The organism is Rhodocyclaceae bacterium (genome assembly GCA_020248265.1).
Lineage (GTDB): Bacteria > Pseudomonadota > Gammaproteobacteria > Burkholderiales > CAIKXV01 > CAIKXV01.
This window is the reverse complement of record JADCHX010000005.1, coordinates 180,218-205,299: the sequence shown is the minus strand read 5'-3', so window position 1 is coordinate 205,299 and position 25,082 is coordinate 180,218. Positions and strand designations below refer to the sequence as shown.

21 protein-coding genes and 1 pseudogene are annotated in these 25,082 nt (G+C 67.8%); 17 read left to right on the top strand and 5 right to left on the bottom strand.

Features of this window, described 5'->3' with window-relative positions:
- The first annotated feature begins 22 nt into the window (after nt 1-22).
- Nucleotides 23-1,069 (top strand): ABC transporter substrate-binding protein, encoded by a 1,047-nt coding sequence (locus ING98_08180; GenBank protein MCA3101835.1) that lies wholly within the window; start codon nt 23-25, stop codon nt 1,067-1,069.
- Nucleotides 1,070-1,078: 9 nt separating this feature from the next.
- On the opposite strand, the gene ING98_08175 is transcribed toward ING98_08180, so the two are convergent.
- From ING98_08175 to ING98_08165, 3 genes are all read right to left on the bottom strand, one after another.
- Nucleotides 1,079-1,528, bottom strand: coding sequence for a DUF2721 domain-containing protein (locus ING98_08175; protein ID MCA3101834.1), 450 nt, complete (start codon nt 1,526-1,528; stop codon nt 1,079-1,081).
- A gap of 44 nt (nt 1,529-1,572) precedes the next feature.
- A complete protein-coding gene (locus ING98_08170; GenBank protein MCA3101833.1) occupies nt 1,573-2,826 on the bottom strand; it encodes a lytic murein transglycosylase in 1,254 nt (417 codons plus the stop codon).
- Between the two features lie 185 nt (nt 2,827-3,011).
- Nucleotides 3,012-4,445, bottom strand: coding sequence for a UbiD family decarboxylase (locus ING98_08165; protein ID MCA3101832.1), 1,434 nt, complete (start codon nt 4,443-4,445; stop codon nt 3,012-3,014).
- Nucleotides 4,446-4,598: 153 nt separating this feature from the next.
- Here ING98_08165 and ING98_08160 point away from each other — a divergent pair, with 153 nt between their 5' ends.
- Nucleotides 4,599-6,065 (top strand): UbiD family decarboxylase, encoded by a 1,467-nt coding sequence (locus ING98_08160; protein ID MCA3101831.1) that lies wholly within the window; start codon nt 4,599-4,601, stop codon nt 6,063-6,065.
- Nucleotides 6,066-6,147: 82 nt separating this feature from the next.
- On the top strand, nt 6,148-7,128 hold the full coding sequence (locus tag ING98_08155; GenBank protein ID MCA3101830.1) for a tripartite tricarboxylate transporter substrate binding protein: 981 nt from the start codon (nt 6,148-6,150) through the stop codon (nt 7,126-7,128).
- Nucleotides 7,129-7,173: 45 nt separating this feature from the next.
- Here ING98_08155 and ING98_08150 read toward each other — a convergent pair whose 3' ends face one another.
- Complete coding sequence (locus tag ING98_08150) at nt 7,174-8,160, bottom strand: tripartite tricarboxylate transporter substrate binding protein (GenBank protein ID MCA3101829.1); 987 nt, start codon at nt 8,158-8,160, stop codon at nt 7,174-7,176.
- A 104-nt stretch (nt 8,161-8,264) separates the two neighbouring features.
- Between ING98_08150 and ING98_08145 the strand changes: the two genes are divergently transcribed.
- The 13 genes and pseudogenes from ING98_08145 (at nt 8,265) to ING98_08085 (ending at nt 23,531) form a co-directional block, all read left to right on the top strand.
- Nucleotides 8,265-9,146: a helix-turn-helix transcriptional regulator gene (locus ING98_08145; protein ID MCA3101828.1), complete on the top strand. Its 882-nt coding sequence runs from the start codon at nt 8,265-8,267 to the stop codon at nt 9,144-9,146.
- A 127-nt stretch (nt 9,147-9,273) separates the two neighbouring features.
- Nucleotides 9,274-10,128, top strand: a complete 855-nt coding sequence (locus ING98_08140; protein MCA3101827.1) for a dihydroorotate dehydrogenase electron transfer subunit — start codon at nt 9,274-9,276, stop codon at nt 10,126-10,128.
- Entirely contained in the window at nt 10,122-11,069 is a 948-nt protein-coding gene (locus ING98_08135; GenBank protein MCA3101826.1) for a dihydroorotate dehydrogenase, read from the top strand. Before ING98_08140 ends, ING98_08135 begins: the two co-directional genes overlap by 7 nt.
- A 13-nt stretch (nt 11,070-11,082) precedes the next feature.
- Entirely contained in the window at nt 11,083-12,159 is a 1,077-nt protein-coding gene (pyrC, locus tag ING98_08130) for a dihydroorotase (protein ID MCA3101825.1), read from the top strand.
- A gap of 58 nt (nt 12,160-12,217) precedes the next feature.
- On the top strand, nt 12,218-12,853 hold the full coding sequence (locus tag ING98_08125; GenBank protein MCA3101824.1) for an SRPBCC family protein: 636 nt from the start codon (nt 12,218-12,220) through the stop codon (nt 12,851-12,853).
- Entirely contained in the window at nt 12,850-13,707 is an 858-nt protein-coding gene (locus ING98_08120; protein MCA3101823.1) for an FAD binding domain-containing protein, read from the top strand. The genes ING98_08125 and ING98_08120 overlap by 4 nt, the downstream gene beginning before the upstream one ends.
- Nucleotides 13,708-13,711: 4 nt before the next feature.
- Complete coding sequence (locus ING98_08115; protein MCA3101822.1) at nt 13,712-14,209, top strand: (2Fe-2S)-binding protein; 498 nt, start codon at nt 13,712-13,714, stop codon at nt 14,207-14,209.
- A 20-nt stretch (nt 14,210-14,229) separates the two neighbouring features.
- Entirely contained in the window at nt 14,230-16,581 is a 2,352-nt protein-coding gene (locus ING98_08110; GenBank protein ID MCA3101821.1) for a xanthine dehydrogenase family protein molybdopterin-binding subunit, read from the top strand.
- 74 nt (nt 16,582-16,655) lie between these two features.
- The gene (locus ING98_08105; protein ID MCA3101820.1) at nt 16,656-17,645 is read left to right on the top strand and encodes a tripartite tricarboxylate transporter substrate binding protein; all 990 of its coding nucleotides are present in this window, start codon (nt 16,656-16,658) and stop codon (nt 17,643-17,645) included.
- Entirely contained in the window at nt 17,642-18,697 is a 1,056-nt protein-coding gene (locus tag ING98_08100; protein ID MCA3101819.1) for a tripartite tricarboxylate transporter substrate binding protein, read from the top strand. The genes ING98_08105 and ING98_08100 overlap by 4 nt, the downstream gene beginning before the upstream one ends.
- Before the next feature lie 21 nt (nt 18,698-18,718).
- A pseudogene (locus ING98_08095) lies at nt 18,719-20,137 on the top strand (FAD binding domain-containing protein).
- Nucleotides 20,134-22,527, top strand: a complete 2,394-nt coding sequence (locus tag ING98_08090) for a xanthine dehydrogenase family protein molybdopterin-binding subunit (protein ID MCA3101818.1) — start codon at nt 20,134-20,136, stop codon at nt 22,525-22,527. The pseudogene ING98_08095 and the gene ING98_08090 overlap by 4 nt, the downstream one beginning before the upstream one ends.
- Nucleotides 22,524-23,531 (top strand): tripartite tricarboxylate transporter substrate binding protein, encoded by a 1,008-nt coding sequence (locus ING98_08085; protein ID MCA3101817.1) that lies wholly within the window; start codon nt 22,524-22,526, stop codon nt 23,529-23,531. Before ING98_08090 ends, ING98_08085 begins: the two co-directional genes overlap by 4 nt.
- 18 nt (nt 23,532-23,549) lie before the next feature.
- Here ING98_08085 and ING98_08080 read toward each other — a convergent pair whose 3' ends face one another.
- A complete protein-coding gene (locus tag ING98_08080) occupies nt 23,550-24,416 on the bottom strand; it encodes an amidohydrolase family protein (protein MCA3101816.1) in 867 nt (288 codons plus the stop codon).
- An 89-nt stretch (nt 24,417-24,505) separates the two neighbouring features.
- On the opposite strand from ING98_08080, the gene ING98_08075 reads away from it, so the two are divergent.
- Nucleotides 24,506-25,078: a carboxymuconolactone decarboxylase family protein gene (locus ING98_08075; protein MCA3101815.1), complete on the top strand. Its 573-nt coding sequence runs from the start codon at nt 24,506-24,508 to the stop codon at nt 25,076-25,078.
- The last annotated feature ends 4 nt before the right edge of the window (nt 25,079-25,082 follow it).

The following is a 25,082-nucleotide window of genomic DNA, read 5'->3' as shown; positions in this document are numbered from 1 at the left end:
CCAGGCGCCGGACGGAGGAGCCATGACCGAGCGGATGCAACCGACGATCCACAGTGAGCGGCGCAGGACACTCGCGCTTGCAGCGTCCCTTGCCCTGGCGCCCTTCGGTGCCGGGTTTGCAGGGTTGGCCAGAGCGGCCACGCCGCTGCAGCCGATCGAGGTGATCGTGTTCGCCGGTGCCAATGCGATGCCGTCCTATGTAGCCCAGGAAAAGGGGTTCTTCGCGCGCGAGGGCCTGGTGGTGAACATCACTGCAACGCCCAACTCCGGCTTCCAGATCAGCAGCCTGGTGGCCGGCAAGTTCCATGTCGCAAGCACCGCCATCGACAACCTGATCGCCTACCAGGAGGGGCAGGGCACCGCGAAGCTCGACCGTGAGCCTGACATGGTGGCCTTCATGGGCATTTCTTCGGCCGAACTGTCGCTGTTCGCGCTGCCCGAGATCCGTACCATCGCCGACCTCAAGGGCCGGGACCTCGCACTCGACTCGCTGTCCACCGGTTATGCCTTCGTGCTGCGCTACATGCTGGAGAAGGGCGGGCTCGGCCCCGCCGATGTCCGCTTTGTCGCCGTGGGCAACTCGCGCGCCCGGCTGCAGTCGCTGCGCGACGGCAAGTTCGCGGCGGCGCTGATCACCGAGCCGTTCACCGGCGTGGCCCGGCAGGAAGGTTTCGCCCTGCTCGGCGAGGGCGTGTCCACGCTGGGTGGCTACCAGGCCAACGTGCGTATCGCCAATCGCGCCTGGGCCCGTGACAACCCGAAGGCGATGGTCGGCTACATCCGGGCGCTGCGCTCGGCGATCGACTGGATCTACGATCCGGCGAACCGCGACGAAGCGGCGCGCATCCTCGCGTCGCGGGTGAAGGTGGGCGAGGCTGCCGCGCTGGGCAGCATCGACGGCATGACACGGGGGCCGTCGGCGCTTCAGCGAAGTGGCGAGATGGACCTGCAGGGCCTGCGCAACGTGATCATGCTGCGTGAGCGCTACGGCGTGCCGCAGAAGAAGATGGGACCGCCGTCGAAGTACTACGATGCCTCCTGGTACGAGCAGGCACGCGCGCGGCCCTAGGCCGCGCAGTCACTCCAGTGGCGGGTGGTCGCGGAAGCGCAGCGTGTAGCCGGCCAGCAGGGTCTCCAGCAGGAAGCCGACCAGCGCGAGCACGAAACAGACGACGCCGGAGAGGAAGGTGACCGAGACCAGCGGGCTGATCCGGGAATCCGTCGTCTCGCCGAGGAACAGCGACAGCACCGTCGCGCCGATCATCATCGCCGCCAATGCAAGCAGGCCGACCGAGGCGTTGACGACCCGGCCGCGCACCTTCAGCCGGCGCAGTTCCAGGTAGGTGGCCTCGACTGCGGGCTGGTCGACCAGCCTGCCCTCGCGGATGCGCTCTTCCAGGCTGCGTGCGCGATCGATGATCCGGCCGAGTCGCGTGGCGAGCGCCCCGATCAGCCCGGCAATGGCGGTCAGCATGAACACCGGCGCAACTGCCAGCTGGATCGCGTGCGAGATGCCGTCGGTGATCATCAGTGAAAGGCGCGTGGCGATCGTTGCATCATTTCAACGTACGCTCATTTCGCCAGTGGTGCCACGGCAGGGCTCGATGTCGACGCCCGCAATGCCTGCAAGACTCGGGTGCCCGCGCGACCGTCCTGCGTCAGTCCGGCCGACGCCTGGAACGCCCTGATCGCGGTGCGCGTGCGCGCGCCGACGATACCGTCGGGCACGCCGACATCGAAGCCGCGGTCGAGCAGGCGCTGCTGCACCTCGCGGCGCTCGGCTCGGCCGATGCCCGGATCGTCGGTCGGCCAAGGCGTGCGGAAAGCACCCGCGCCGCGCAGCCGATCGGCGAGGTGCGCGATGGCCAGCGCATACGATTCGGCCGCGTTGTAGGCGAAGATCGCATCGAAGTTGCGGAACACGATGAATGCCGGACCCTTCGCGCCCGAGGGCAGCAGCAGGCCGGCCGGGCCGGTACCGGTGAGCGCGCTGCCATCGGCCTGCCGGATGCCGAGTTCGCTCCACTGGGTGAGCGACTGCTTCGCGCGCCGCCCGACCGGACCGGCGTAGCCCGCCGGCAGCCGCACCTCGTATCCCCACGATTGGCCGGTGACCCAGCCGGCACGCTTCAGGTAGTTGGCGGTGGAGCCCAGCGCATCGGGCACCGAACCGATGATGTCGCGCCGACCGTCGCCGTCGAAATCGATCGCGAGCCGCTGGTAGGTCGACGGGATGAACTGGGTCTGTCCGAATGCACCCGCCCAGGAACCGACCAGCGAGCCGATCGGGATGTCGCCGCTCTGCACGATGCGCAGCGTCGCCAGCAGTTCGCCGCGGAAGAACGCCTGGCGCCGACCGGAGCAGGACAACGTGGTCAGCGAGCGCACCAGTTCCCGCTTGCCCATGATTCGACCGTAGTCGGATTCGACGCCCCAGACGGCTGCGATCACGAAGCGGTCGACGCCGAACTTCTCCTCCGCCTGGGCCAGTACCGCTGCCCACTTCTCCATCAGCGCACGGCCATCGGCTACCCGTTCCTCGTCGACCAGTCCGGACAGGTAGTCCCAGATCGGGATCGTGAATTCCGGCTGGTTGTCGAAGGCCTTGAGGATGTCTGCGTCAGGCTCGACCCCCGCCAGCGACGCGTCGAAGACCTGTGCATCGATGCCCTTGCCGATGGCGATCGTACGCAGCTCCCTCACGCAGGACGCCCACTCGTTCGCGAGGGCCGGCGCGGGGACGGACAGCAGGAAGGCTGCGCCGACCAGGACCCGGAGGGCAGACTGCGTCGAGGTCGGCGCGACAGGGGAAACCGTTGGCTGCATGTGATCGTTGCTCCGTCTTCAGCGGGCGCGCTCCGCGGTGGTGCGCACCCATGGGTGTTCGCCATCGGGCTGATCTACATGTACCCGCAGATCGCGTTGTGGCTGCCCAAGGCGATCTGCGGGCAGGTCCGACCCCGAAAGAATCAGGGCACGAATCAGGGTCGGACACCGGTTCCTTTCCCGGGTCAGGCGCCTTTGGGCAGCACGTGCGCAAACTTCTCACGGATACGCGCATCGAGCCCAGCGCTGGAGCGTGCGACCGCCGGGAAGGTGTCGCGCTTGATCCACGGCCGGCAGGCGTCTATCACCATGCGCGAGTTCAGCACCGGCTGGTCTTCCGGGTACGACATCGGGTCGAGCCGGGTGCTCCAGCAGCCCTTGAGGATCTCGACGTCTTCGCGCGGGTCGACCCTGGTGCACATGGCCCACACGACTTCATCCATGTTGGCCGGGTTGATGTCGTCGTCGACCACGACCACGTAGCGGTTGCAGTAGGCGGCTGCGTGCACCTGCCCGGCGACCAGTCCGACCTGCTTCGAGTGCCCCGGATACATCTGTTTCACCGCCACCGTGAGCCAGTAGCGGCCGCCACCGGCCTCGTGCGACCAGACGCCGGTGACGCCCGGGATGCCGGCACCCTCGAGTTGGCGCCAGACCGCGCCGGCCCGGAAGTGCCCGCGGTAGTAGCTGTCGTCGTTCGGCGGCACCGCCGGTACCACGCCCAGCAGCACCGGGTCGTTGCGGTGGAGCATCGACTCGACCCGGATCACCGGCTGCGGAGACTTGCCGCTGCAGTAGTAGCCGGTCCATTCGCCGAGCGGACCTTCATCGATCTTGTCCCCCGGCGAGACGAAGCCTTCGTAGGCGATCTCGGCGTGCGCCGGGATCGGCAGCCCGGTGATCGGACCTTCGATCACCTGCACCGGCTCGCCGATCAGCGCACCGGCTGCCTCGTATTCATTCTTGCCGTAGGGGATCTCCAGGCCGGCGACCATGAACAGCGCCGGATGCACGCCGACCACCACCGCGATCGGGCAGCGCTCGCCGCGCTGGAAGTACTTCTGCATCAGCAGGTCGCCGTGCTTGCCCTTCGAGCACATCACGGTGGCGATGGCCTTGTCGAACACCTGGCCCCGGTAAGCGCCGTAGTTGATCCAGCCCGAGTCGGGGTCCTTCATGATGACCATGCAGCCAGTGCCGATGTACGGGCCGCCGTCATCCTCGTGCCACTTGGGCGTCGGGATCTTCAGCAGGTCGATGTCCTTGCCGTACAGCACGTTCTCGAGCAGTTTGCCGGTCTTCACCACCTCGGGCTTGTGCGTGTTCGCGCCACCGATGTAGTTGCGCCAGTAGCGCACGAGGTCCATCTCGGTGGAATCGTCGGGCAGGCCGAGCGTCATCGCGATGCGGCGTACCGAGGTGAGCACGTTGGCGAGCACGCGGTAGCCGCGCGGATAGCCGGGCACGTCGTCGAACAGCAGTGCCTGGCGGCCCATCTTGCGCTGGTAGATGTCGACGATGCCGCCGATCTCTTCCATCCGCTCGGCGCCGCTCACATGCTGCAACTCGCCTGCGGCTTCCATCCGCGCGAGCCAGCGCCGGAGGTCCTGGTTTTCCATCGACATCTCTCCTGTGTCTGTCGTGCCCGATACCTTGGCCGAGCATAGCGCCGGGGCGCGCCCGGCGACGCATTGCGACGCCCTGATCGATCTGTTACTTTTATGAGAACGGTATCAGAAATTAGACACCTGTTCGACACCCCGGAGAGTCAGATGACCAAGTCCACCCTCGATGAAACCGTAGGCTACCGCGGGCTGCGCGAATGGCTCGAGCGCAGCGAAGGTTTCGGCGAACTGCTGAAGATCGACGGGGCGCACTGGGATACCGAGATGGGTGCGATCACCCACATGATGACCGAGAAGAGCCGTGGCCAGGCGCCGGCCATCCTGTTCGACAACATTCCCGGCTATCCGGCGGGCTTTCGTACGCTCTACGGGCAGTTCTCGTCGATCAAGCGGGTGGCGCTGACCCTCGGCCTGCCGCTCGAACATGCGCGCAAGGTCGACATCGTGAAGGCCTACCATGAGCGTATCCGCACGCTGAAGCCGCTGCCGCCGAAGATCGTCGAGACCGGGCCGATCCTCGAGAACGTGATCACGGGCGATGCCTGCGACGTGCTGATGTTCCCGGTGCCGCGCCACCACGAGGCGGACAAGGCACGCTTCATCGGCACCGCCGACGGTGTGATCACGCTCGATCCGGACGAGGGCTGGTACAACGTCGGTGCCTACCGCAGCCAGGTCTACGACGGCAAGACGATCGGCTGCCAGATCACCGAGGGCAAGCACGGCCGCATCCACCGCGACAAGTATTTCGAGCGCGGCGAGTCGATGAAGGTCGTGATCCTCTGCGGCCAGGATCCGCTGCTGTTCATGCTGTCGGCCAGCCCGCTGCCCGACGGCATCAGCGAGATCGACTTCATGGGCGGCCTGCGCGGCGAACCGGTCGAGTGCGTGCGCGGGCCGTTCACCGGCTTTCCGATCCCGGCCGATTGCGAGATCGCGATCGAGGGCGAGATGGTCCCCGGGCAGGTGCTGCCGGAAGGACCGTTCGGCGAGTGGATGGGGTATTACTCCGACGACTCGGTGCCGCGTCCCTACGTGAACGTGAAGACCATCCTGCACCGGAACAACCCGATCCTCTGCTGCGCGCCGCAGCACAAGCCGGTCGACGAGACCGGCCTGCTCAAGGGCATCGCGGGCGCGGCCGAGGTCTGGCGCGCACTCGACGCCTGCGGCATCCCGGACGTGCTCGGCGTCTGGAACCACGAGGCAGGCCCGGCGACGCGGTTCACGGTGGTGCAGATCATCCAGCGCTATCCCGGACACTCGCGCAACGCGCTGCACATCGCGGCCAACTGCCAGGGTGGCGCGTATGCCGGCAAGTGGACGGTGGTGGTCGACGAGGACATCGACGCTGGCGACCTCGATCAGGTGCTTTGGGCGATGAGCACCCGCTTCGACCCGATGACCGACATCGACCTGATCCAGAAGGCCTGGGCCTCCAAGCGCGATCCGCTGTGGCTACCGGGCAACTTCAACAACCGCATCCTCGTCGACGCCTGCATCCCGTACGACATGAAGCTGAAGAAGACCTTCCCGACGGTGGTCGACGTCAGTGCCGAGCTGCGCGCGAAGATCAAGGCGAAGTGGACCAACCTGCAGTTCCCGGGTTTCTGAGCGCTGGCCCGGCTGTCATCCATGTCCTGACTGTCCACCGTGAACGGGAGGGTGTTGAATCGTGCGTGCATCCGTGCTGTCGATGTCGTCACTGCTGGTTTCCCTCCCGGCCGGCCTTGCTGCAGTGGTGGCTACGCCCGTGCATGCGCAGCAGGCCGCTGCTGCATGGCCTTCGCGAACGGTTCGCATCGTGGTGCCGTTCGGGCCGGGCGGCAGTGCCGACCTGGTCGCGCGCATCCTCGGCCAGCGGCTGACCGAATCGCTGGGCCAGCCGGTGATCGTCGAGAACCGGCCCGGTGCCGGTGCCATGCTCGGTAATGAGCTGGTGGCGAAGTCGCCCCCGGACGGCTATACCCTGACCATCGGCACCTTGGGCCCGTTCGCGGTGAACCAGAGCCTGTTCCGCAAGGTGCCCTACGACAGCCAGCGCGACTTCGCGCCGATCACGCTGACCGGTGCCTCGTCCCATGTGCTGGTCGTGCATCCGTCGATGCCGGTGAAGTCGATGCCAGACCTGATCGCGCTGGCGAAGCAGCGTCCCGGGCAGATGACCTTCGCCTCCAGCGGCATTGGCAATGCGACCCACCTCACCGGCGAGCTGTTCAAGTCGATGGCGGGGGTGGACGTGGTGCACGTCCCGTACAAGGGTGGTGGCGCCGCGGTGGCCGACCTGATCGGCGGCCATGTCGGTTTCTCGTTCGCGAGCATGCCCTCGGCGCTGCCGCACGTGCGCGCTGGCAAGCTGCGCGCGCTGGCGGTGGCGCCAGCCCAGCGCGTGCCGAGCGCGCCGGAACTGCCGACCGTCGCAGAATCGGGCCTGCCCGGTTTCTCGTCGGAGGACTGGCAGGGCGTGCTGGCACCGGCGAAGACGCCCCAGGATATCGTGACGCGCCTCAATGGCGAGATCCACAAGGTCCTCGGTGCTGCCGAGGTCAGGGAGAAGCTCGATGCGCAAGGCTTCCAGGTGCGCCTGTCCACGCCGCAGCAGTTCGCCGAACTGATCCGCAGCGAGTCGACCAAGTGGGCGAAGATCGTCAAGGAAGCCAACATCCGCATCGATTGATGCGGTCGGCGAGGCGGGCGCGTCTGCAGCGTGCCGGCAGTGGGGCTATTCCGCCGTGATCTTCGACTTCTTCACCACCGCTGCGTACTTGGCGGTATCGGCCTTCAGGAACGTCGTGAACTCCGCCTGCGGCATCACCTGCACGTCGATCGCCTGCTTCCCGAGCGTCTCCCGGAACTCGGCTATCGCGACCACGCGCCGCACCTCGGCGCGCAGCCGCTCGGCCGCCTCGCGCGGGGTCTTCGCCGGGGCCATCAGCGTGTACCAGGAAGGTACCTCGACGTTGAAGATACCCTGCTCGTTCAGCGTGGGCACTTCGGGCGCGAGCGGCGAGCGCTTCGGGCTGGTCATTGCCAGTGCGGTGACCCGTCCCGCGCGTGCCAGCGGCAGTGCCGCCGTGATCGACGAGAACAGCAACTGCGCTTCGCCGGCAAGCACCGCGGCAGCTGCGGGGCCGGCGCCCTTGTACGGGATATGCACGAGGTCGGTGCCAGTGGCCATCTTGAACAGCTCTCCCGAAAGGTGCAGGTTCGCGCCCGAGCCGCTCGATGCATAGTTGAGGCGCCCCGGGTTGGCCTTGGCATGGGCGACGAGTTCCTTGACCGTCCTGACCGGCACCGACGGATGGGCGATCAGCAGGTGATAGGACGACGCGAAGAAGTCCAGGCTGATGAAGTCCCGCACCGGATCGTAGTTCACCTTCTGCATCGTCGGGGAGATCGAGAACGGGCCGATGAAGCCGAGAAGCAGCGTATAGCCATCGGGCTGCGCACGTGCCGCCAGTTCGGTCGCAAGCAGGCCGCCGCCGCCAGCCCGGTTGTCGACCAGCACCGGCTGGCCGAGGCCTTCGGACAGGCGCTGCGCCAGCGTGCGGGCGATGAAATCGTTTCCGCCACCCGGTGCGAACGGCACGAGGAAGCGCAGCGGGCGCGTCGGGAAGGTGCCCTCGGACGGCTGTGCCAGCGCGGCGGCCGGTGCGAGCGCCGACGCGGCAACGGTTGCGGACAGGGCGAGCAGGGTTGCGATCTTCATGCATGATCCTCGATCAACATCGGGCCTGGTGACGATGGCTGACACCAGCGAGAACATTACCCGATTCGCGTACCATCAGTCCGGTCATAAACCTGCTCCCTTCGATGGCGATCCGATTCGACGATATCGGCAACCGGCTGCGTGCCTTCCGTCTCGGGTCCGGCCTTTCGGCCGACGAGATTGCACGCCGCCTCGAGATCTCGCGCGCCGCGCTCTATCGTTTCGAGAAGGGCGAACTGGCGAAGATCGAAACGCTGGGACGACTGTCGGAACTGCTCGGCGTATCGGTGCCGACCCTGCTCGGCGTCGGCGTCGAGTACATCGCCTCGGCGGTGGCCTACTTCGAACGGCTGCGGCAGAATGAGGAGACGGCCGAACAGATCATCGTGCTCGCCGGCCCGATCTCCTACCTGCTGGCGTCGGAATCGTTCGACGCGACACTCGTCGAGGTCCTGACCGAGAGCATCCCGGCCGACCTGCCGGCGCATGACCGCGCGATCGCCGAAGTCGGCGAGATCATGGCCATCCTGCAGGCGCGCAAGGCGCAGTACCAGCGGCGCCAGCCGGCGGTGGTCAACCTGATCTCGGCCAGCGAGATCGAGCGTTTCCTGCACAACGGCCTGGTCGGCCGCCTCGACCTCGACGAGGCGATCCGGTCCGAGCGCCGCGCGCAGGCAGTGCGCGAGGTCACCCGCTTCGCGAAGCTCACCGAAGAGCAGCCGATCGGCATCCAGATAGGCATCGTGCCCGACACGCTGCCCCACGCGAGCTTCCAGATCCTGCGCCAGCCCGACCGGCAGGTACTCGTGCTGTCGCCGTTCCGCCTGGGCGAGCAGCCAAACGTGCGCATCGGGGTGGCGATGATCACCTCGGCGCCCGAAGCGCTGGCGCTGCACCAGAAGGCGGCGGAGGAAATGTGGAGCCGGGCGCTGAAGGGGGCTGCCGCCGCGAAGTTCCTGCGCGGGCTGATCGCGAAGTACCGCTGAGGGGATTGGCCGACTGTCTCTTTTTTGGGAAAAGCCTTGCTTTTTGGACACGCGCCCAGTCTAATCCGGGGCTTGCGCGGCTCCCGCGGTTGACCCGTTTCCAGGAGGACAGTCGATGTCGCAAGGTATGTTTGCCACCGCCGCCGTGAAGGTGGGCGAACCCGGGACCGGCCATTCGCCGCCGCAGTGCCCGGCCGAGGAATCGATCGTCCCGGTCGTTGCCCACGAGTGGGTGAACGAGGAATACAAGCACCTGGTAGTCAAGGCCACGCCGAAAGCGCTCGCCGCCCAGCCTGGCCAGTTCTTCCACCTGCTGTGCCCGTCGCCGGACGAGGGGGAGCTGTGGTTCCGCCGCCCGCAGTCGGTGTACCGTATCCAGCGCTCCAGCGGCCGTCTCGAGTTCCTCTACAAGGTGGTCGGTCGCGGCACCAAGGGCCTGGCCATGCTCAAGCCCGGCGACGAGCTGAACATGGTCGGCCCGCTCGGCGTCGGCTTCCACCTGAAGCCCGAGTGGAAGAACATCGTCGTGCTTGGACGCGGCGTTGGCCTGGCGACGATGGCGCCGATCTCGCAGTTCGCCGGCGAGAAGGGCGTGCGCGTCACGGCCATCCTGTCGGCGCGCAGCCCCGACCTGGCGCTGGCAGCCGACCTGTTCGAGAGCGTTGGCAGTGTGGTCAAGGTGCTCGACACCGACGGCACCAGCAACATCGACAACGTCGAGAAGATCCTGCGCCAGCTGATTGCAGAGAAGCGCGCCGATGCGTTCTTCACCTGCGGCTCGAACCGGCTGATGCAGTTGATGAAGAAGCTGGGCCGCGAGTTCGACATCCCCGGGCAGATGGCGATGGAGCAGATCATGGCCTGCGGCCTCGGTCCCTGCTACATCTGCGTGCGTACCTTCGAGCGCAACGGCCAGAAGGAGATGCGCCGGGTTTGCGTGGAAGGCCCTGTGTTCGACCTGCAGGAGTGCCTGGGATGGTAGATCTCTCGGTCAACATCGGCAGCGTGAAGCTGGCCAATCCGGTGATGCCCGCCTCGGGCACCTTCTCGGTCGAGTTCTCGCAGATCATCGACCTCAACCGTCTGGGCGCGCTGGTTGCCAAGACCGTTTCGCGTGGCTACCGCGCGGGCAATCCGCCGCCGCGCGTGTCGGAGATCGACTCGGGCATGATCAACTCGATCGGCCTGCCGACCAAGGGGCTCAAGTACTTCCAGGACGTGCAGGTTGCCGAGTACAAGCGCTTCACGCCGCCGCTGGTCTGCAGCATCTCGGCCGAGAGCATCGAGGACTTCGCCGCGATGGCGCGCGACGTGTCGGTGCCCGGCGTCGAGGCGATCGAGATCAACATCTCGTGCCCGACGCGCGCACCCGGCGGCGGCAATTTCGCGCTGAACGAAGAGCACACCTACAAGGTGGTGAAGCTCTGTCGCGAGGCGACCGAACTGCCGATCTGGGCAAAGCTCTCGCCCAACGCGGGCGAGATCGGGGCGGTGGCCGAGGCGGCCGAAAAGGGTGGTGCGAATGCCATCACCGTGTCCAACACCATCCTCGGGCTGAAGATCAACATCGAGAGCCGGCTATCGCACATCGGCAACGGCTATGGCGGCATCTCCGGCCCGGGCGTGCGGCCGATCATCATGCGCATGGTCCATCAGTGCTCGAAGTGCGTGAAGATCCCGATCATCGGCGTCGGCGGCATCTCGCGCGCGGAAGACGTGATCGAGTACATGATGGCCGGTGCCACGGCGGTGCAGGTCGGCTATGCCAGCTTCCGCAACCCCACGGCGATGATCGCGATGATCGACGGCATCGAGCAGTGGTGCGAGGCGCATGGTGTCGCGAAGGTGTCCGAACTGACCGGATCCATGATCGACCATCCGCCGCGCGATACCTACGAGGCCGGTATGATGGGTATCAGCTGAACGCGAGGCCGCGATGCCAACGAACACTCCTGCTCCTTCCGTCGACCGTATCACCATCCGCAAGCCGGATGACTGGCACCTGCATGTCCGCGATGGCGCGATGCTCAAGGCATCGCTGCCGTTCACCGCGCGCAACTTCGGACGGGCGATCATCATGCCCAACCTGCTGCCGCCGGTGACCACGGTCAAGGAGGCAGTCGCCTACCGCGAGCGCATCCATCAGGCGCTGCCGGAGGGATCGACGTTCCAGCCGATGATGACCTGCTACCTGCATGACATGACCGATCCGGACGAGGTCGAGGCAGGGTTCAGGGACGGCGTGTTCACGGCGGTCAAGCTGTATCCCGCAAATGCCACCACCAACTCGGCGGCGGGCGTCACCGACTACCGGAAGATCCGGCCGGTGATGGCGCGCATGGAAAAGATCGGTATTCCGCTGCTGATGCATGGCGAGGAAGTCGATCCCGAGGTCGACGTGTTCGACCGCGAGGCGGTCTGGATCGAGCGACGCCTGCAGCCCTGGACGAAAGACTTCCCCGGCCTGAAGTTCGTGCTCGAGCACATCAGCTCGAAGATCGCCGTCGATTACATCCGAAGCGCGGCACCGCAGGTCGGCGCAACCATCACGCCGTACCACCTGACGCACAACCGCACCGACTGGCTCGGCTGGGGCAATCGCCCCTACCTGTACTGCATGCCGGTGATCAAGACCGAAGCCGACCGGCGCGCGCTGGTCGAGGCGGCCACCTCGGGCGACAAGTGCTTCTTCCTCGGTACCGACTCCGCACCGCATCCGGTCGAGCGCAAGCTGGCTGTGGTCGGTTCGGCAGGGCTGTTCAATGCACCGGTGGCGATCGAGCAGTACACAAAGGTGTTCGAGCAGGCCGGGGCACTCGACAAGCTCGAAGGCTTCACCTCGCTCAACGGGCCGCTGCACTATGGCCTGCCGCCGAACGCCGGGATGATCACGCTGGAACGCAGCTCCTGGACCGCGCCGGAAGAGATCAAGATCGACGGCCCCGACGGGCGCGCGCTGGTCTACCGTGGCGGCGAACAGATCGAGTGGCGGGTGACGGACACGGTCGGCTGACCGCGCGGCCACCCACCGAGCAACCCCAACAGCGCGCGCTGGCCGCGCACGAGCATCCATGGAATTCGACAACGCGTTCGATGTACCGCTGCCGCCGGCCGAGGCCTGGACCTGGCTGCTCGACATCGAACGGATCGCCACCTGCCTGCCCGGCGCCGAGCTCACCGAGGTGGTCGACGCCCAGACCTACAAGGGCAAGGTCGGTGTCCGCCTCGGTCCCGTCTCGCTTTCCTTCGTCGGCCAGGCGAAGCTGGAGGAGACCGACGCCGCCGCGCACCGCGCCCGCATGCGTGCGACCGGTGCCGATTCGAAGGGACGCGGCAGTACGTCGGCGCTGATCGATTTCTCGTTGCAGCCGATCGGCGATGGCAGCGCGACCAGGGTGGACATCCACAGCAACGTGACGCTGACCGGCTCGGTCGCACAGTACGGCCGGGGCTCCGGCATGATCCAGAGCGTGGCCGCGCAGCTGATCGGCCAGTTCGGCGAATGCCTTCGCGCACGCATCCTTGAAGGCAAGGCGGTGGCTGCTGCCACCCATGCTTCAGCAGCGGTCGATGATGCAGCGGCTGCGGATGCTCCAGCAGCCCGACCGGCACCAGCCCAGGCGGCGAAGCCGATCTCCGGCTTCTCGCTGCTGTTCGGTGCCCTGCTCGCGTCGTTGCGCAACCTGTTCGGCGGGAAGAAACCATGAAGGCAGGGTCGTTCGAGTGGCACCCGGCGCGCAGCGCCGATGAAGCGGTCGCGCTGCTGGCCGAGTACGCGCCGCAGGATGGCCGGGTGATCGCCGGCGGGCAGAGCCTGGTGCCGAGCATGGCGTTGCGCCTGGCGTTCCCGTCGCACCTGATCGACATCAACGGCGTCGAGGAATTCTCGCGCGTGCGCGTCGAAGGCACCGACCTGGTCATCGGCGCCTGCGTGCGCCATTCCGCTTTCCATGCGCCGGTCGAACCCGGCCCGCTGGGGCGGCTGCTGACGCAGGTCGTGCACAACATCGCGCACTACCCGATCCGCCAGCGCGGCACCTTCTGCGGCAGCCTTGCCAATGCCGATCCAGCGTCCGAATGGTGCCTGGTCGCGGCGACCCTCGGCGCGCGCATGGTCGCGCGCAGCGTGCGCGGCGAACGGGTGATCGAAGCGTCCGAATGGTTCCAGGGCATCATGACCACCGCGCTCGAAGAAGACGAACTGCTCGCCGAAGTGCGGCTGCCGCTGCTGCCCGCCGGCAGCCGCGCCGGGTTCTACGAATTCAGCCGGCGCGCCGGCGACTATGCACTGGCGATGGCACTGGTGGCCTGGAGCGACGACCGCGGCACGATGCGCGACGTGCGCATCGGCACCGGCAGCGTCGAGGTGCAGCCGCGTCGCATCGCGGTGGCCGAAGCGCTGCTCGAGGGGCGCGCGGCCAGCCCGGAGGCGATCGCCGCCGCGGCGGCGGCGGTGTCGGCGGACGTCGATCCGCTCGAAGACATCCATACCAGCGCCGACTATCGCCGCGACCTGGTCGGCACGGCAGTGCGGCGCGCGCATGCGCAGGCAGGGGACTGATCCGATGGCATCGAAGATGGCGATCACGCTCGACGTGAACGGAACCGAGCACGAGATCCGCGTCGAACCGCGCAAGACGCTGTCCGACGCGCTGCGCGGCGACTGCGGCCTCACGGGTACCAACGTCGGTTGCGAACACGGCGTCTGCGGCGCCTGCACCGTACTGATGGACGGCGCACCGGTACGCTCATGCCTGATGTTCGCGGTGCAGGCGCAGGGGCGCAAGCTGCGCACGGTCGAGGGCCTGGCAGCTTCGTCGAAGGATGGCGGCAAGTTGCATGCGTTGCAGCAGGCGTTCATCGACAACCATGCGTTGCAGTGCGGCTTCTGCACCTCCGGTTTCCTGATGCTGGCCGCCGGCACGCTCGAACAGCAGCCGGATATCGATGACGCGTCGCTGCGCGAGGTGCTGTCGTCGAACCTCTGCCGCTGCACCGGCTACCAGAACATCCTGCGCGCGGTGCGTCAGGTGCGCGATGCCGGCAACGGAGGTGCGCGGTGAGCACGCATGGCCCGAGCAGCCTGAAGCACGGCGAGCGCCACAACGGCGATGCCAACCCGCGCCGCAGGTTCGTCGGCCAGCGCGTCACCCGGCTGGAGGATCCGCCGCTGGTCACCGGCCGCGGCACCTACGTCGGCAACCTGAACTTCCCGCACCAGCTGCACATGCGCGTGGTGCGCTCCACCTACGCGAACGCGATCATCCGCTCGATCGACACCTCGGCTGCGCTGGCGCATCCGGGTTGTCGCGGCGTGTGGACCGGTGCCGACGTCGCCGACATCCCGCCGATCACCTTCCGGCCGACCAGCATCCAGGGCCTCGAGCCCTATCGCCAGTTCATCCTCGCGCGCGAGCGCGTGCGCTACGTGGGCGAGCCGATCGCGGTGGTGTTCGCGGACGACCCGTATGTCGCCGAAGACCTCGCCGACCTGGTCACGATGGACGGCGAGCAGTTGCCGGTGATCCTGTCGGCGGATACGCCGCCGGGCGAATTCGCCACCGGCCTGTCCACCGAGGCGCTGGTGCTGCGCAAGAACTTCGGCGACATCGAGGCGGCGCTGCGCGGCGCGTTCAAGGTCGTCGAGGTCGACGTGCAGGTCGGCCGGCACTCCGGCGTGCCGATGGAGAATCGCGGCGCGCTCGCGCGCATCGATCACTCGCGCGACGTGCTCGAGTGCTACGGCCAGGGCAAGCGTCCGCATGCGCACCGCGATGCGGTGGCGACGCTGATCGGGCGCAGCCCCGCCAGCATGCACTTCTACGAAGGTCACATCGGTGGCGGCTTCGGCGTGCGCGGCGAGATCTACCCCGAAGACGTGCTGGTCTGCCTCGCGGCACAGCGCTTCGACCGTCCGGTGAAGTGGGTCGAGGATCGGCGCGAGAACCTGCTCGCCTGCAACCACTCGCGCGAACAGCGCCATGTGGTGCGCGGCGCGTTCGACGAACAGGGCCGACTGCTCGGCATCGATGCGAAGCTCTGGCACGACCAGGGTGCTTATGTACGCACCCACGGGGCGCGCGTGCCCGACATGGCAATGGGCACGCTGATCGGTGCCTACCATGTGCCGTCCTACCGCACGGTCGGTTACGTACGCATGACCAACAAGACGCCGGCGGCCACCTATCGATCGCCGGGCCGGTTCGAATCCACCTACGCCTGCGAGCGGCTGATGGATGCTGCGGCGGAACAGTTCGGGCTGTCGCGCATCGAGATCCGCCGGCGCAACCTGATCCCCAAGGCCGCCTATCCGTACGCGCGGGCGATGGAGATCCTCGACCATCCGGTCGAGCTCGACTCCGGCGATTTCGCCGGCCTGCTTGACAAGACACTGGTGGATATCAGGTGGGACGAACTGCAGGCGCAGGTCGCCGCCCGGCGTGCGAAGGGTGAGCTTGTCGGCGTCGGCATGGGCTTCTTCATGGAGAAGGGCGGCCTCGGGCCGGTCGACGGCGCGAAGGTCACGGTCGACACCCGCGGCAAGGTGCAGGTGATCACCGGCGCATCCTCGATCGGGCAGGGCGTAGAGACCGTGATGGCGCAGATCGCCGCCGACGCGCTCGGCGTCGAGTACCGCGACGTGAAGGTGATCCACGGCCGCACCGACGTGCTCGAGTACGGCATCGGTTCGCATGCCTCGCGCGCGACGGTGATGACCGGCGGGGCGACGCGCATGGCCGCGCTCAACGTGCGGCGCAAGGCGCTCGAGTTCGCGTCCCGGCACCTGGTCGAGGCACCGGTCGAGATGCTCGATATCGTCGAGGGACAGGTGGTGCGCGTCGACCGGCCAGGCGAGCCCGGCATCCCTATCGGCAAGGTGGCTGCCGCGCTGGCGCCCAGCCCGGCTACGGTCGAGTTCGGCAATCCGGGCCTGACTGCCGAGGGCTGGTTCGAAACCGCCGGCATGACCCATCCGTACGGCATCCACACCGCGGTGGTGACGGTCGATCCCGATACGGGCGCGACGAAGGTCGAGCGCTTCCACGTTGCCTACGACATCGGCTGCGCGATCAACCCGATGCTGGTGGAGGGCCAGATCGTCGGTGGCGTCGCCCAGGGTCTGGGTGGCGCGCTGTTCGAGGAGTTCGTCTACGACGAGCGTGGCGAGCCGCTGTCGGTGACCTTCGCCGATTATCTGATGCCGACCGCCAACGAAATGCCGCCGGTCGATGTGCTGTTGACCGAGGATGCACCCAGCCCCAACAACGCGCTCGGCATGAAAGGTGCCGGCGAGGCAGGCATCACCGGCGTCGGTGCGGCGATCGCAGCGGCCATCGACGATGCGATCGGCATCCCGAATGCGATCACGCGGTTGCCGGTGACGCCGCAGCGGTTGAAGGCGCTGCTGAAGCAGCACGCTGCCGCTTCGAAGTAACCTCGTCGCGGCGTGCGGTTCGCGGTTTCCGATCCATCCCGGGCAGCAAGGCCTGCCCCGAAAGGAGGTCTTCAATGATGACGAAACAGGCGCACAAGTCCCTGATGGTTGCCGCGGCGGTCGCCGGGTCCATGTTCGCGGGCCACGCGCTGGCCCAGGCCTGGCCGGCGAAGCCGATCCGCATGGTGGTGCCGTTCCCGGTGGGCGGCGGTTCCGACTCCACCGCGCGCATCCTGGCGCAGCGGCTGCAGGACCGGCTGAAGCAGCAGATCATCGTCGAGAACCGTACCGGTGCGGGGGGCGCGATCGGCACCGAATTCGCGGCCCGCGCGGTGCCGGACGGCTACACCATCCTGCTCGGCTCGGCCTCCGAGATCGTGATGCTGCCCGCGGTGGCGAGCAAGCTCAGCTTCGATCCGCTGAAGGATTTCGTCGCGATCGCACGCGTGGCCGACGTGCCGCTGCTGCTGGTGACCCATCCTGCACTGCCGGTGAAGAACACGCGCGACCTGATCGAGCTCGCGCGCAAGCGCCCCGGCGAGATCAACTACGGCTCGGCCGGCAACGGATCGACCTCTCACCTGTCGATGGCCCTGTTCAATTCCGTCACCGGCACGAAGATGGTGCACGTCCCCTACAAGGGCAGCGTGCAGGCGACCACCGACCTGGTGGGCGGCATGTTGCAGGCCGGCACCAACACGATGCCCGCGGCGCTGCCGTTCGTGAAGAGCGGCCGCCTGCGCGTACTGGCGATCACCACGCCGCGCCGCTCGCCGCTGCTGCCCGAGGTGCCTACTGTGTCCGAGTCGGGCGTGCCTGGCTATGAAGTGACCCTGTGGACCGGCGTGTTCGCCCCGACCGGCACGCCGAAGGAGATCGTCGCCCAGTACGGCCGGGAGATCGAGGCCTCGCTCGCCCAGCCCGACGCGAAGGAAGCGCTCGCCAAGCTGGGCTCGGAAGCCAACTTCTCCCCGCTCGAGCCGTTCACCGCCTTCCTCAAGGTCGACTTCGCGCGCTGGGTCAAGCTCACGCGCGAAGCCAATATCCGGCTCGACCCGCAGTGATCCTGCGGCCGCAGGCGGCACCCGCGGCCGGGGCTTCGGTACAGGCGCCGGCATGCGCGCCCCGCTGGCGTGCGCACCAGGCGCCCGCGCCCTTCGCGCTGCTTCTGTTGCTTGCGTCCACCCTGCTGCCGGCGCCCGCATCGGCGCAGGGCTATCCCGTCCGGCCGGTGCGCATGGTCGTCCCGTTTCCGGCGGGCGGCGGGTCCGACACCACGGCGCGCATCCTCAATGCCCGGCTGTCCGACCGGCTCAGGCAGCCGCTGCTCGTCGAGAACCGCACCGGCGCAGGCGGCACCATCGGCGCGGAATACGTCGCGCGTTCGGCCCCAGACGGGCACGTGCTGCTGCTCGGGTCGCCGGAACTGGTGATGCTGCCGGCCGTCGCACCGCGCGTCTCGTACGATCCGTTGAAGGATTTCGCCCCGATCGCCCGGGTGGCCGACGTGCCGCTGGTGCTGGTGGTGCATCCGGCGCTGCCGGTCGCCAGCGCGCGCGAACTGATCGCGCTCGCGCGCCGCCGTCCGGGCGAACTGGCCTTCGGCTCGGCGGGCAGCGGCACGACTTCGCATCTTGCGATGGCGCTGTTCAATGCGCTGACCGGCACCCGCATGCTGCATGTGCCGTACAAGGGTGCGGTGCTGGCCGTGCCCGACCTGCTCGCCGGTACCCTGCAGGCGGGCATGAACAGCACCCCGGCTGCGGTGCCCCTGGTGCGCTCGGGTCGCCTGCGTGCGCTTGCCATGAGCACCGTCCGCCGCTCGCCACTGCTGCCTGAGGTGCCCACGCTGGCCGAGGCCGGCGTGCCCGGCTACGAGGTGGCCCTGTGGACTGGCGTGCTGGCACCCGCCGGCACGCCGGCGGCGACGGTCTCCCTGCTCGCGCGCGAGATCGGGGGCGCACTGCAGTCGGCCGAGGTGCGCGACGGGCTGGCCAGGCTCGGCGCGGAACCGAACTTTGCGCTGCCTGAAGCGTTCTCGACCTTCCTGCAGTCCGAGTATGCGAAATGGATCAAGCTCACCCGCGATGCCGACATCCGCATCGACCTGCAATGACATCCGCGCCATGACCCGACGATGAAACCGCCAGCCTTTGCCTACCATGATCCCGGCACTGTCGAGGAAGCCTGCACCCTGATGGCGACCCTCGACAACGCGCGCCTGCTCGCAGGCGGGCAGTCGATGATGCCGATGTTGAACATGCGCTTCGTCATGCCGGACCACCTGGTCGATCTCGGCTGCATCCCGGCGCTGTCCGCGATCGAGGAACGCCCGGGGGGGCTGCGCATCGGCGCGATGACGCGCCAGCGCGACCTGGAGCACTCGGCAGTGGTGCGGGCGCGCTGCCCGCTGCTCGCCGATGCCATCCAGTGGGTCGGGCACCGGCAGACGCGTAACCGCGGCACCATCGGCGGCTCGCTCTGCCAACTCGACCCGGCCGCCGAGTTGCCTGCGGTCTGCGCAGCACTGGATGCCGTGCTGACGGTTCAGAGCGCGCGCGGCGTGCGCACGATGCCGTTCCAGGCCTTCCCCGCAGGCTACATGACGCCGTCACTCGAGCCCGACGAACTGCTCACGGACATTGAACTGCCCGACTGGCCGCAGGGCCATGGACATGGATTCGTCGAGTTCGCGCGGCGCCATGGCGATTATGCGGTAGTGCTGGCAGCGGCACTGCTCGTCGTAGACGCAGCCGGCAAGATCACGCGGGTATCGCTGACCCTGGGCGGCATCGGCCCGGCACCGGTGCGCGTGGCTGCGGTCGAACAGGCACTGGTCGGGCAGGTGGCCTCGGCGGCGCTGTTCCGCCAGGCGACCGAGGCCTGCCGCGCGCTGGAGGCGATGGAAGACATCCACGCGCCGGCCTCGTACCGACAGCAACTGGCGGTCGTCATGTCGCGGCGCGCGCTCGATGCCGCGCTGGCCAGCATCGCGCAGGGTGGGCGCGCGACCGGCGCGGCCGGACACTGAAACCGAGGCAGACGAATGGACTCGACGCTTTCCCGAAGCATCTCTCTGAAGATCAACGGCAGGGCCGTGCAGGCGACGGTGGATGTCCGGCATACGCTGGCCGACTTCCTGCGCCACCAGCTGGAGCTGACCGGCACTCACCTGGGCTGCGAACATGGCGTGTGCGGTGCCTGCACCGTGCTGGTCGACGGGCGATCCACCCGCGGCTGCCTGATGCTGGCGGTGCAGGCGAGCGGGCGCGAGGTGACGACCGTCGAAGGCATCGCCGCCCCGGATGGCACGCTGCACCCGCTGCAGCAGGCGTTCAAGGACCTGCATGGCCTGCAGTGCGGCTTCTGCACCCCCGGCATGCTGACCACGCTGGTGGAGCTGCTGGGCGACAACCCTGATCCGACCGAGGCCGAGGTGCGTGTCGCGATATCCGGCAACCTGTGCCGTTGCACCGGCTACCAGGCGATCGTCGATGCGACGCTGGCCGCGGCGAAGACGATACGCGGCACGGCTCCGGCAGGGGGTGTGCGATGAGCACGGCCGCCGCGACCGCCATGTCGCCGATCGTCGATCCTGCGCGCCCGGGCGACAGCCTGATCGGTGCCAGCGTCCCGCGGCTGGAGGACCATGCACTGCTCACCGGGCATGGTCGATTCGTCGACGACATCCACATGCCCGGCCTGTTGCAGGCGGCGTTCGTGCGCAGCCCGCATGCCCATGCAGCGATCCGGAGCATCGATGCCTCGGCCGCGCTGGCGCTGCCCGGCGTGCACGCGGTCTACACCTACGAAGACTTCAAGCCGCATTTCGCCACCGACCGTCTGGTGGTCGGCCTGCCCAGCTCGCACTACAAGCAGGACCACAACCGACAGGTGCTTGCTGCCGACGAGGCGGTCCATGTCGGCGAACCGGTCGCGATCGTGCTCGCCGACACGCGCTACATCGCCGAGGACGCGGCGACGCTGGTCGATGTGGATTTCGATCCGTTGCCGGCGGTATCCGACTGCCGGGCTGCGCTCGCACCCGATGCGCCACTGGTGCACCGTGAATCGCCGCACAACCTGCTCGCCGAGTTCGACATGAAGTACGGCGAAAGCGAGCGCGTGTTCGCCGAGGCGAAGCATGTGTTCAGCGAGTCGTTCTGGCAGCACCGCGGCGGCAGCCATTCGATCGAGTGCCGAGGCTGCGTCGCGCGCCACGACTCGCTCGAGGACCGCACGACGCTATGGACATCCACCCAGATGCCGCATGCGGCGATGCGCGTGATCTGCGAGATCCTCGGGCTGCACGAGAACCAGATCCGCGTGGCGACGCCGGATGTCGGCGGCGGCTTCGGCCCGAAGCTGGTCACCTACCCCGAAGAGATCTGCGTGACGCTGGCCGCGCGCCTGTGCGGCCGGCCGGTCAAGTGGATCGAGGATCGTCGCGAACACTTCATCGCGACCACCCAGGAGCGCGACCAGTACTGGGATACGGAAGTCGCAGTCGACGATGAAGGCCGGGTGCTCGGCATCCGCGGCTCGATCGTGCACGACCACGGGGCCTACACCGCGCGCGGCATCAACCTCGCGCACAACTCGGCCGAGAACGTGCCGCTCGGCTACGAGATCCCGCATTACGCGATGAACGTGAAGGTGGCGCTGACCAACAAGGTGCCGGTGACGCCGGTGCGCGGCGCCGGGCATCCGCAGGGCACGTTCGTGATGGAGCGGCTGCTCGACCGTGTCGCGCGCGAACTGAAGCTCGATCGCGCCGAGGTGCGCCGGCGCAACATGATCCCGCCGGAGAAGATGCCCTACCGCACGCAGCTGAAGGCGCGCGGCGGCCAGTGGGTGACGCTCGACAGCGGCGACTTCCCGGCGTGCTTTGCCGAGGCGCTGCAGCGCGCCGACTGGGAGGGTTTCCCGGCGCGCCAGGCCGCGGCGCGCGCAGAGGGCCGCTACGTCGGCATCGGTCTTTCGAACTTCGTCAAGGGCACGGGCCGCGGCCCGTTCGAATCGGTCACGGTGCGCATCGGCCCTTCGGGCAAGGTGCATGCGTATGCCGGCGCTGCCGCGATGGGGCAGGGCACGCGCACGATGCTGTCGCAGGTGGTGGCCGAGCAGCTCGGGCGCGATCTGTCGAATGTCACCGTCACCACCGGTGACACCGCAGCCACGGCGATGGGCCTGGGCGGATCGAACAGCCGGCAGACCGTGGTGGCGGGCTCTTCCGCCCATGTCGCCGCGCAGAACGTGCGTGCGAAGGTGCTGAAGGTCGCGGCAGTACTCCTGAAGGCGACGGAAGCCGAACTGGAGATCGTCGGCAACGAGGTCGTGGTGGTCGGCCAGCCGTCGCGCCGCGTCGAACTCGGCGCGATCGCGCGTTCGCTGGTCGGTACCGCGGGCTACTCGCTGCCTGGTGGCGTAAGCGCCGGCCTGGAGGCGACCGAGCAGGTGCTGATCGACGACATGGCATTCTCGAGCGGCTCGGCGGTCGTCGAGGTCGAGGTCGATCCGGAAACCGGTGGCGTGCACATCCTGCGCCTGGTTTTCGTGCACGACGCCGGGCGCATGATCAACCCGATGGTGATCGACGGGCAGCTTGCCGGCGGCATCGCGCACGGCATCGGCAATGCGCTGTTCGAATGGATGGGCTTCGACGAGAACGCCCAGCCGGTGACGACCAACCTGGGCGAATACCTGCTGGTCACCTCGACCGAGATGCCGCGGATGGAACTGCATCATCGGGAATCGCCGACGCCGGGCAATCCGCTGGGGGTGAAGGGCGTGGGCGAATGCGGCGTGATCCCGATGACCCCGGCGATCATGTCGGCGATCGAGGATGCACTGTCGCCGTTCGGGGTGCGCATCAACCAGACGCCGATCACGCCGGCGCAGCTCTATGCGTTGATCGAAAACGGCATGAAGGGGAAGCAGGCATGAACGACCGTTCCGACGAAATGCCGCGTGGCACCTTTGCTGGCAGGCGCCGGCTGCTCCAGGTGGCAGCCGGTGCCGCGGTGACCGGCAGCGCCGGCGCGCTGTTCGCGCAGTCGTCCTATCCGTCGCGGCCGGTGCGCCTGGTGGTCGCCTTCGGGGCTGGTGGCATCGCCGACACCATCGCGCGCACGCTGAGCAGCCGGTTGTCCGACCGGCTCGGGCAGCAGGTGATCGTGGACAACCGTCCCGGCGCCGCCGGTGCACTCGGCGCGAAGATCGTCAGCGCCGCCCAGCCCGATGGCCACACGCTGCTGGTGACGACCACTGCGGTATCGGTCAATGCGACCGTCGGCAAGGACGCGGTCGACCCCTCGCGCGGCCTGACGCCGATCGTCAATGCCGCCAGCACGCCCACGATCTTCGCGGTGCATGCGTCCAGCCCGGCGAAGGGGCTGGCGGAGTTCATCAAGGTCACCAAGGGCGGGCGCTTTACCTTCGCCACTGCCGGCGTCGGTACCACCGAGCACCTCACTGCCGAATTCGTGTTCCGCCCGCTGCCGGGGCTCGACCCGGTACATGTGCCCTTCGCCGGCGGCGTGGCACCGGTGTCTGCCACCGTCGCCCAGCAGGTCGACATGGCGGTCACTACCATCCCGACGGCGTTCGGCCAGATCAAGGCCAATACGCTGCGCGTGCTGGCGGTCGCCGCACGTTCGCGCATGCCGCTGCTGCCGGACGTGCCGACGCTGAAGGAGGCCGGGCTCTCCGACTTCGAGAACAGTTCATGGATCGGCGTGTTCGGCCCGCCTGGCCTGCCGCCCGCGCTCGGGCGCCGGCTGAACGAGGAGCTCAACCTAGCGCTGAAGCTGCCCGAGGTGCGCGATCGCCTGGTCACCCTCGGCTTCGATCCGCGCGGCGGCACGCAGGATGCGTTCGCCGCCTACGTGAAGAGCGAAGTGGACAAATGGGGCAGGGTGATCAAGGCGACTGGGATCACTCCCGCCTGATCGCAGGTCTTCCGGTTGCTACCGCCAGTACAGCCGTGCCGGGTTGTCGACCAGGATGCGCTGCCGATCTTCCGGGTCGGGAAAGTTGTGCATGAACAGGTCGATCAGCCCGCCGTCGTTGGGCATGTCGCCGGCGAGGTTCGGATGCGGAAAGTCGGTGCCCCACAACGTGCGCTCAGGCGCCGCCGCGTAGAGCGCGCGCACGAAGGGTGTCGCATCGTGGAAGGGCAGCCCGGCGGTCGATACCCGCTCCGAGCCTGACACCTTCACCCAGGCCCGAGGGTTGGTCGCAAGCAGGTCGACAAGTTGCCGGAACACGGGATGGTCGACACCGTCGGAGGCCTTCACTCGTCCCATGTGGTCGATCACGAACGGGATCGCGATCTTCGCGAACAGGTCGGCATGCTTCGGGATGTCCATCGCATCGAGGTGGATCTGCACATGCCAGCCGAGCGGCGCGATCCGCTCCAGCGTCTTCCAGAAGAAGCCCAGGTCGGGCGCACCGCCGAGGTGGGCGACGAAGTTGAAGCGCACGCCGCGGATGCCGCCGGCATGCAGCGCGGCGAGCTCGGCGTCGGTCGTGTCGGGCGCGACGATCGCGACGCCCCGGTAGCGGCCGCCGCTGCGTGCGATCGCATCGAGCATCGCGCCGTTGTCGCTGCCGTGGCAGCTAGCCTGCACCAGCACCGAGCGCTCGATGCCGAGGAAGTCGTGCAGCCCCCGCAGGCGTTCGAACGGGATCTCGGGCGGGGTGAAGCTGCGCGTGGGCGACAGGGGGAAGCGGTCGTAGGGACCGAACACATGGCAGTGGGCGTCGCAGGCGCCGGCCGGCATCGGCTGCATCGGGCGGGTCGGCTGGTCGTCTGGACCGCGGCAGGGTTTCATGGTCTGGGTTCTCTGTCGGACGGGATCGACCGGCATAATAGCGAACCTTCCTGTCCAACCCTGCATCCCTTCCAGCGCGAAAGACATCCATGGCACGGGTCAGCCTGATCGAGGAACACGAACACCCGGAACTCGCCGAACCGATCGCGAAGATCCGCGGGGGGCGCCGTGGCACGCTGTCGATGATCTACCGGCTGATGCTGCACAGCCCGGCTGCGGCGATGGCCTGGTACGAGCAGAACTCTTCGCTGCGCTGGGAGACCGAGCTCGACGGCTTCCTGCGCGAACTGGTGATCCTGCGCGTCGCGGTGGTGACCGGCTGCGAGTACGTGCGGCGCGTGCATGCCGGCGTCTATGCGCAAGAGGAGGGCTTCACGCCGGCGCAGGTCGCCGCAGTGGGCAACCGCGATGCGCGCTGGGACGATGCCGCTTCGCCGGAGGCCGCGCTGTTCGATCCGCGGCTGCGCGCGGCACTGTCCTACATGGACGCGATGACCCGCCAGGTCACCGTACCCGATCCGGTGTTCGCGGCGCTCAAGCCGCACTTCGACGAACGCCAGATCGTCGAGCTGACCATGCTGGTCGCCGCCTACAACATGCTGACCCGGGTGCTCACCGCGCTCGAGGCCGACTTCGAACCCCTGCCGCCGAAGAAAGGTTGAACCG

Coding starts and splice junctions, on each gene's coding strand:
- ING98_08105 (MCA3101820.1), top strand. CDS start 16,656: ATGATGACGAAACAGGCGCACAAGTCCCTGATGGTTGCCGCGGCGGTC.
- ING98_08175 (MCA3101834.1), bottom strand. CDS start 1,528: ATGATCACCGACGGCATCTCGCACGCGATCCAGCTGGCAGTTGCGCCG.
- ING98_08165 (MCA3101832.1), bottom strand. CDS start 4,445: ATGGAAAACCAGGACCTCCGGCGCTGGCTCGCGCGGATGGAAGCCGCA.
- ING98_08080 (MCA3101816.1), bottom strand. CDS start 24,416: ATGAAACCCTGCCGCGGTCCAGACGACCAGCCGACCCGCCCGATGCAG.
- ING98_08150 (MCA3101829.1), bottom strand. CDS start 8,160: ATGAAGATCGCAACCCTGCTCGCCCTGTCCGCAACCGTTGCCGCGTCG.
- ING98_08170 (MCA3101833.1), bottom strand. CDS start 2,826: ATGCAGCCAACGGTTTCCCCTGTCGCGCCGACCTCGACGCAGTCTGCC.
- ING98_08180 (MCA3101835.1), top strand. CDS start 23: ATGACCGAGCGGATGCAACCGACGATCCACAGTGAGCGGCGCAGGACA.
- ING98_08160 (MCA3101831.1), top strand. CDS start 4,599: ATGACCAAGTCCACCCTCGATGAAACCGTAGGCTACCGCGGGCTGCGC.
- ING98_08075 (MCA3101815.1), top strand. CDS start 24,506: ATGGCACGGGTCAGCCTGATCGAGGAACACGAACACCCGGAACTCGCC.
- ING98_08135 (MCA3101826.1), top strand. CDS start 10,122: ATGGTAGATCTCTCGGTCAACATCGGCAGCGTGAAGCTGGCCAATCCG.
- ING98_08090 (MCA3101818.1), top strand. CDS start 20,134: ATGAGCACGGCCGCCGCGACCGCCATGTCGCCGATCGTCGATCCTGCG.
- ING98_08120 (MCA3101823.1), top strand. CDS start 12,850: ATGAAGGCAGGGTCGTTCGAGTGGCACCCGGCGCGCAGCGCCGATGAA.
- ING98_08125 (MCA3101824.1), top strand. CDS start 12,218: ATGGAATTCGACAACGCGTTCGATGTACCGCTGCCGCCGGCCGAGGCC.
- ING98_08115 (MCA3101822.1), top strand. CDS start 13,712: ATGGCATCGAAGATGGCGATCACGCTCGACGTGAACGGAACCGAGCAC.
- ING98_08145 (MCA3101828.1), top strand. CDS start 8,265: ATGGCGATCCGATTCGACGATATCGGCAACCGGCTGCGTGCCTTCCGT.
- pyrC (MCA3101825.1), top strand. CDS start 11,083: ATGCCAACGAACACTCCTGCTCCTTCCGTCGACCGTATCACCATCCGC.
- ING98_08155 (MCA3101830.1), top strand. CDS start 6,148: ATGTCGTCACTGCTGGTTTCCCTCCCGGCCGGCCTTGCTGCAGTGGTG.
- ING98_08085 (MCA3101817.1), top strand. CDS start 22,524: ATGAACGACCGTTCCGACGAAATGCCGCGTGGCACCTTTGCTGGCAGG.
- ING98_08140 (MCA3101827.1), top strand. CDS start 9,274: ATGTTTGCCACCGCCGCCGTGAAGGTGGGCGAACCCGGGACCGGCCAT.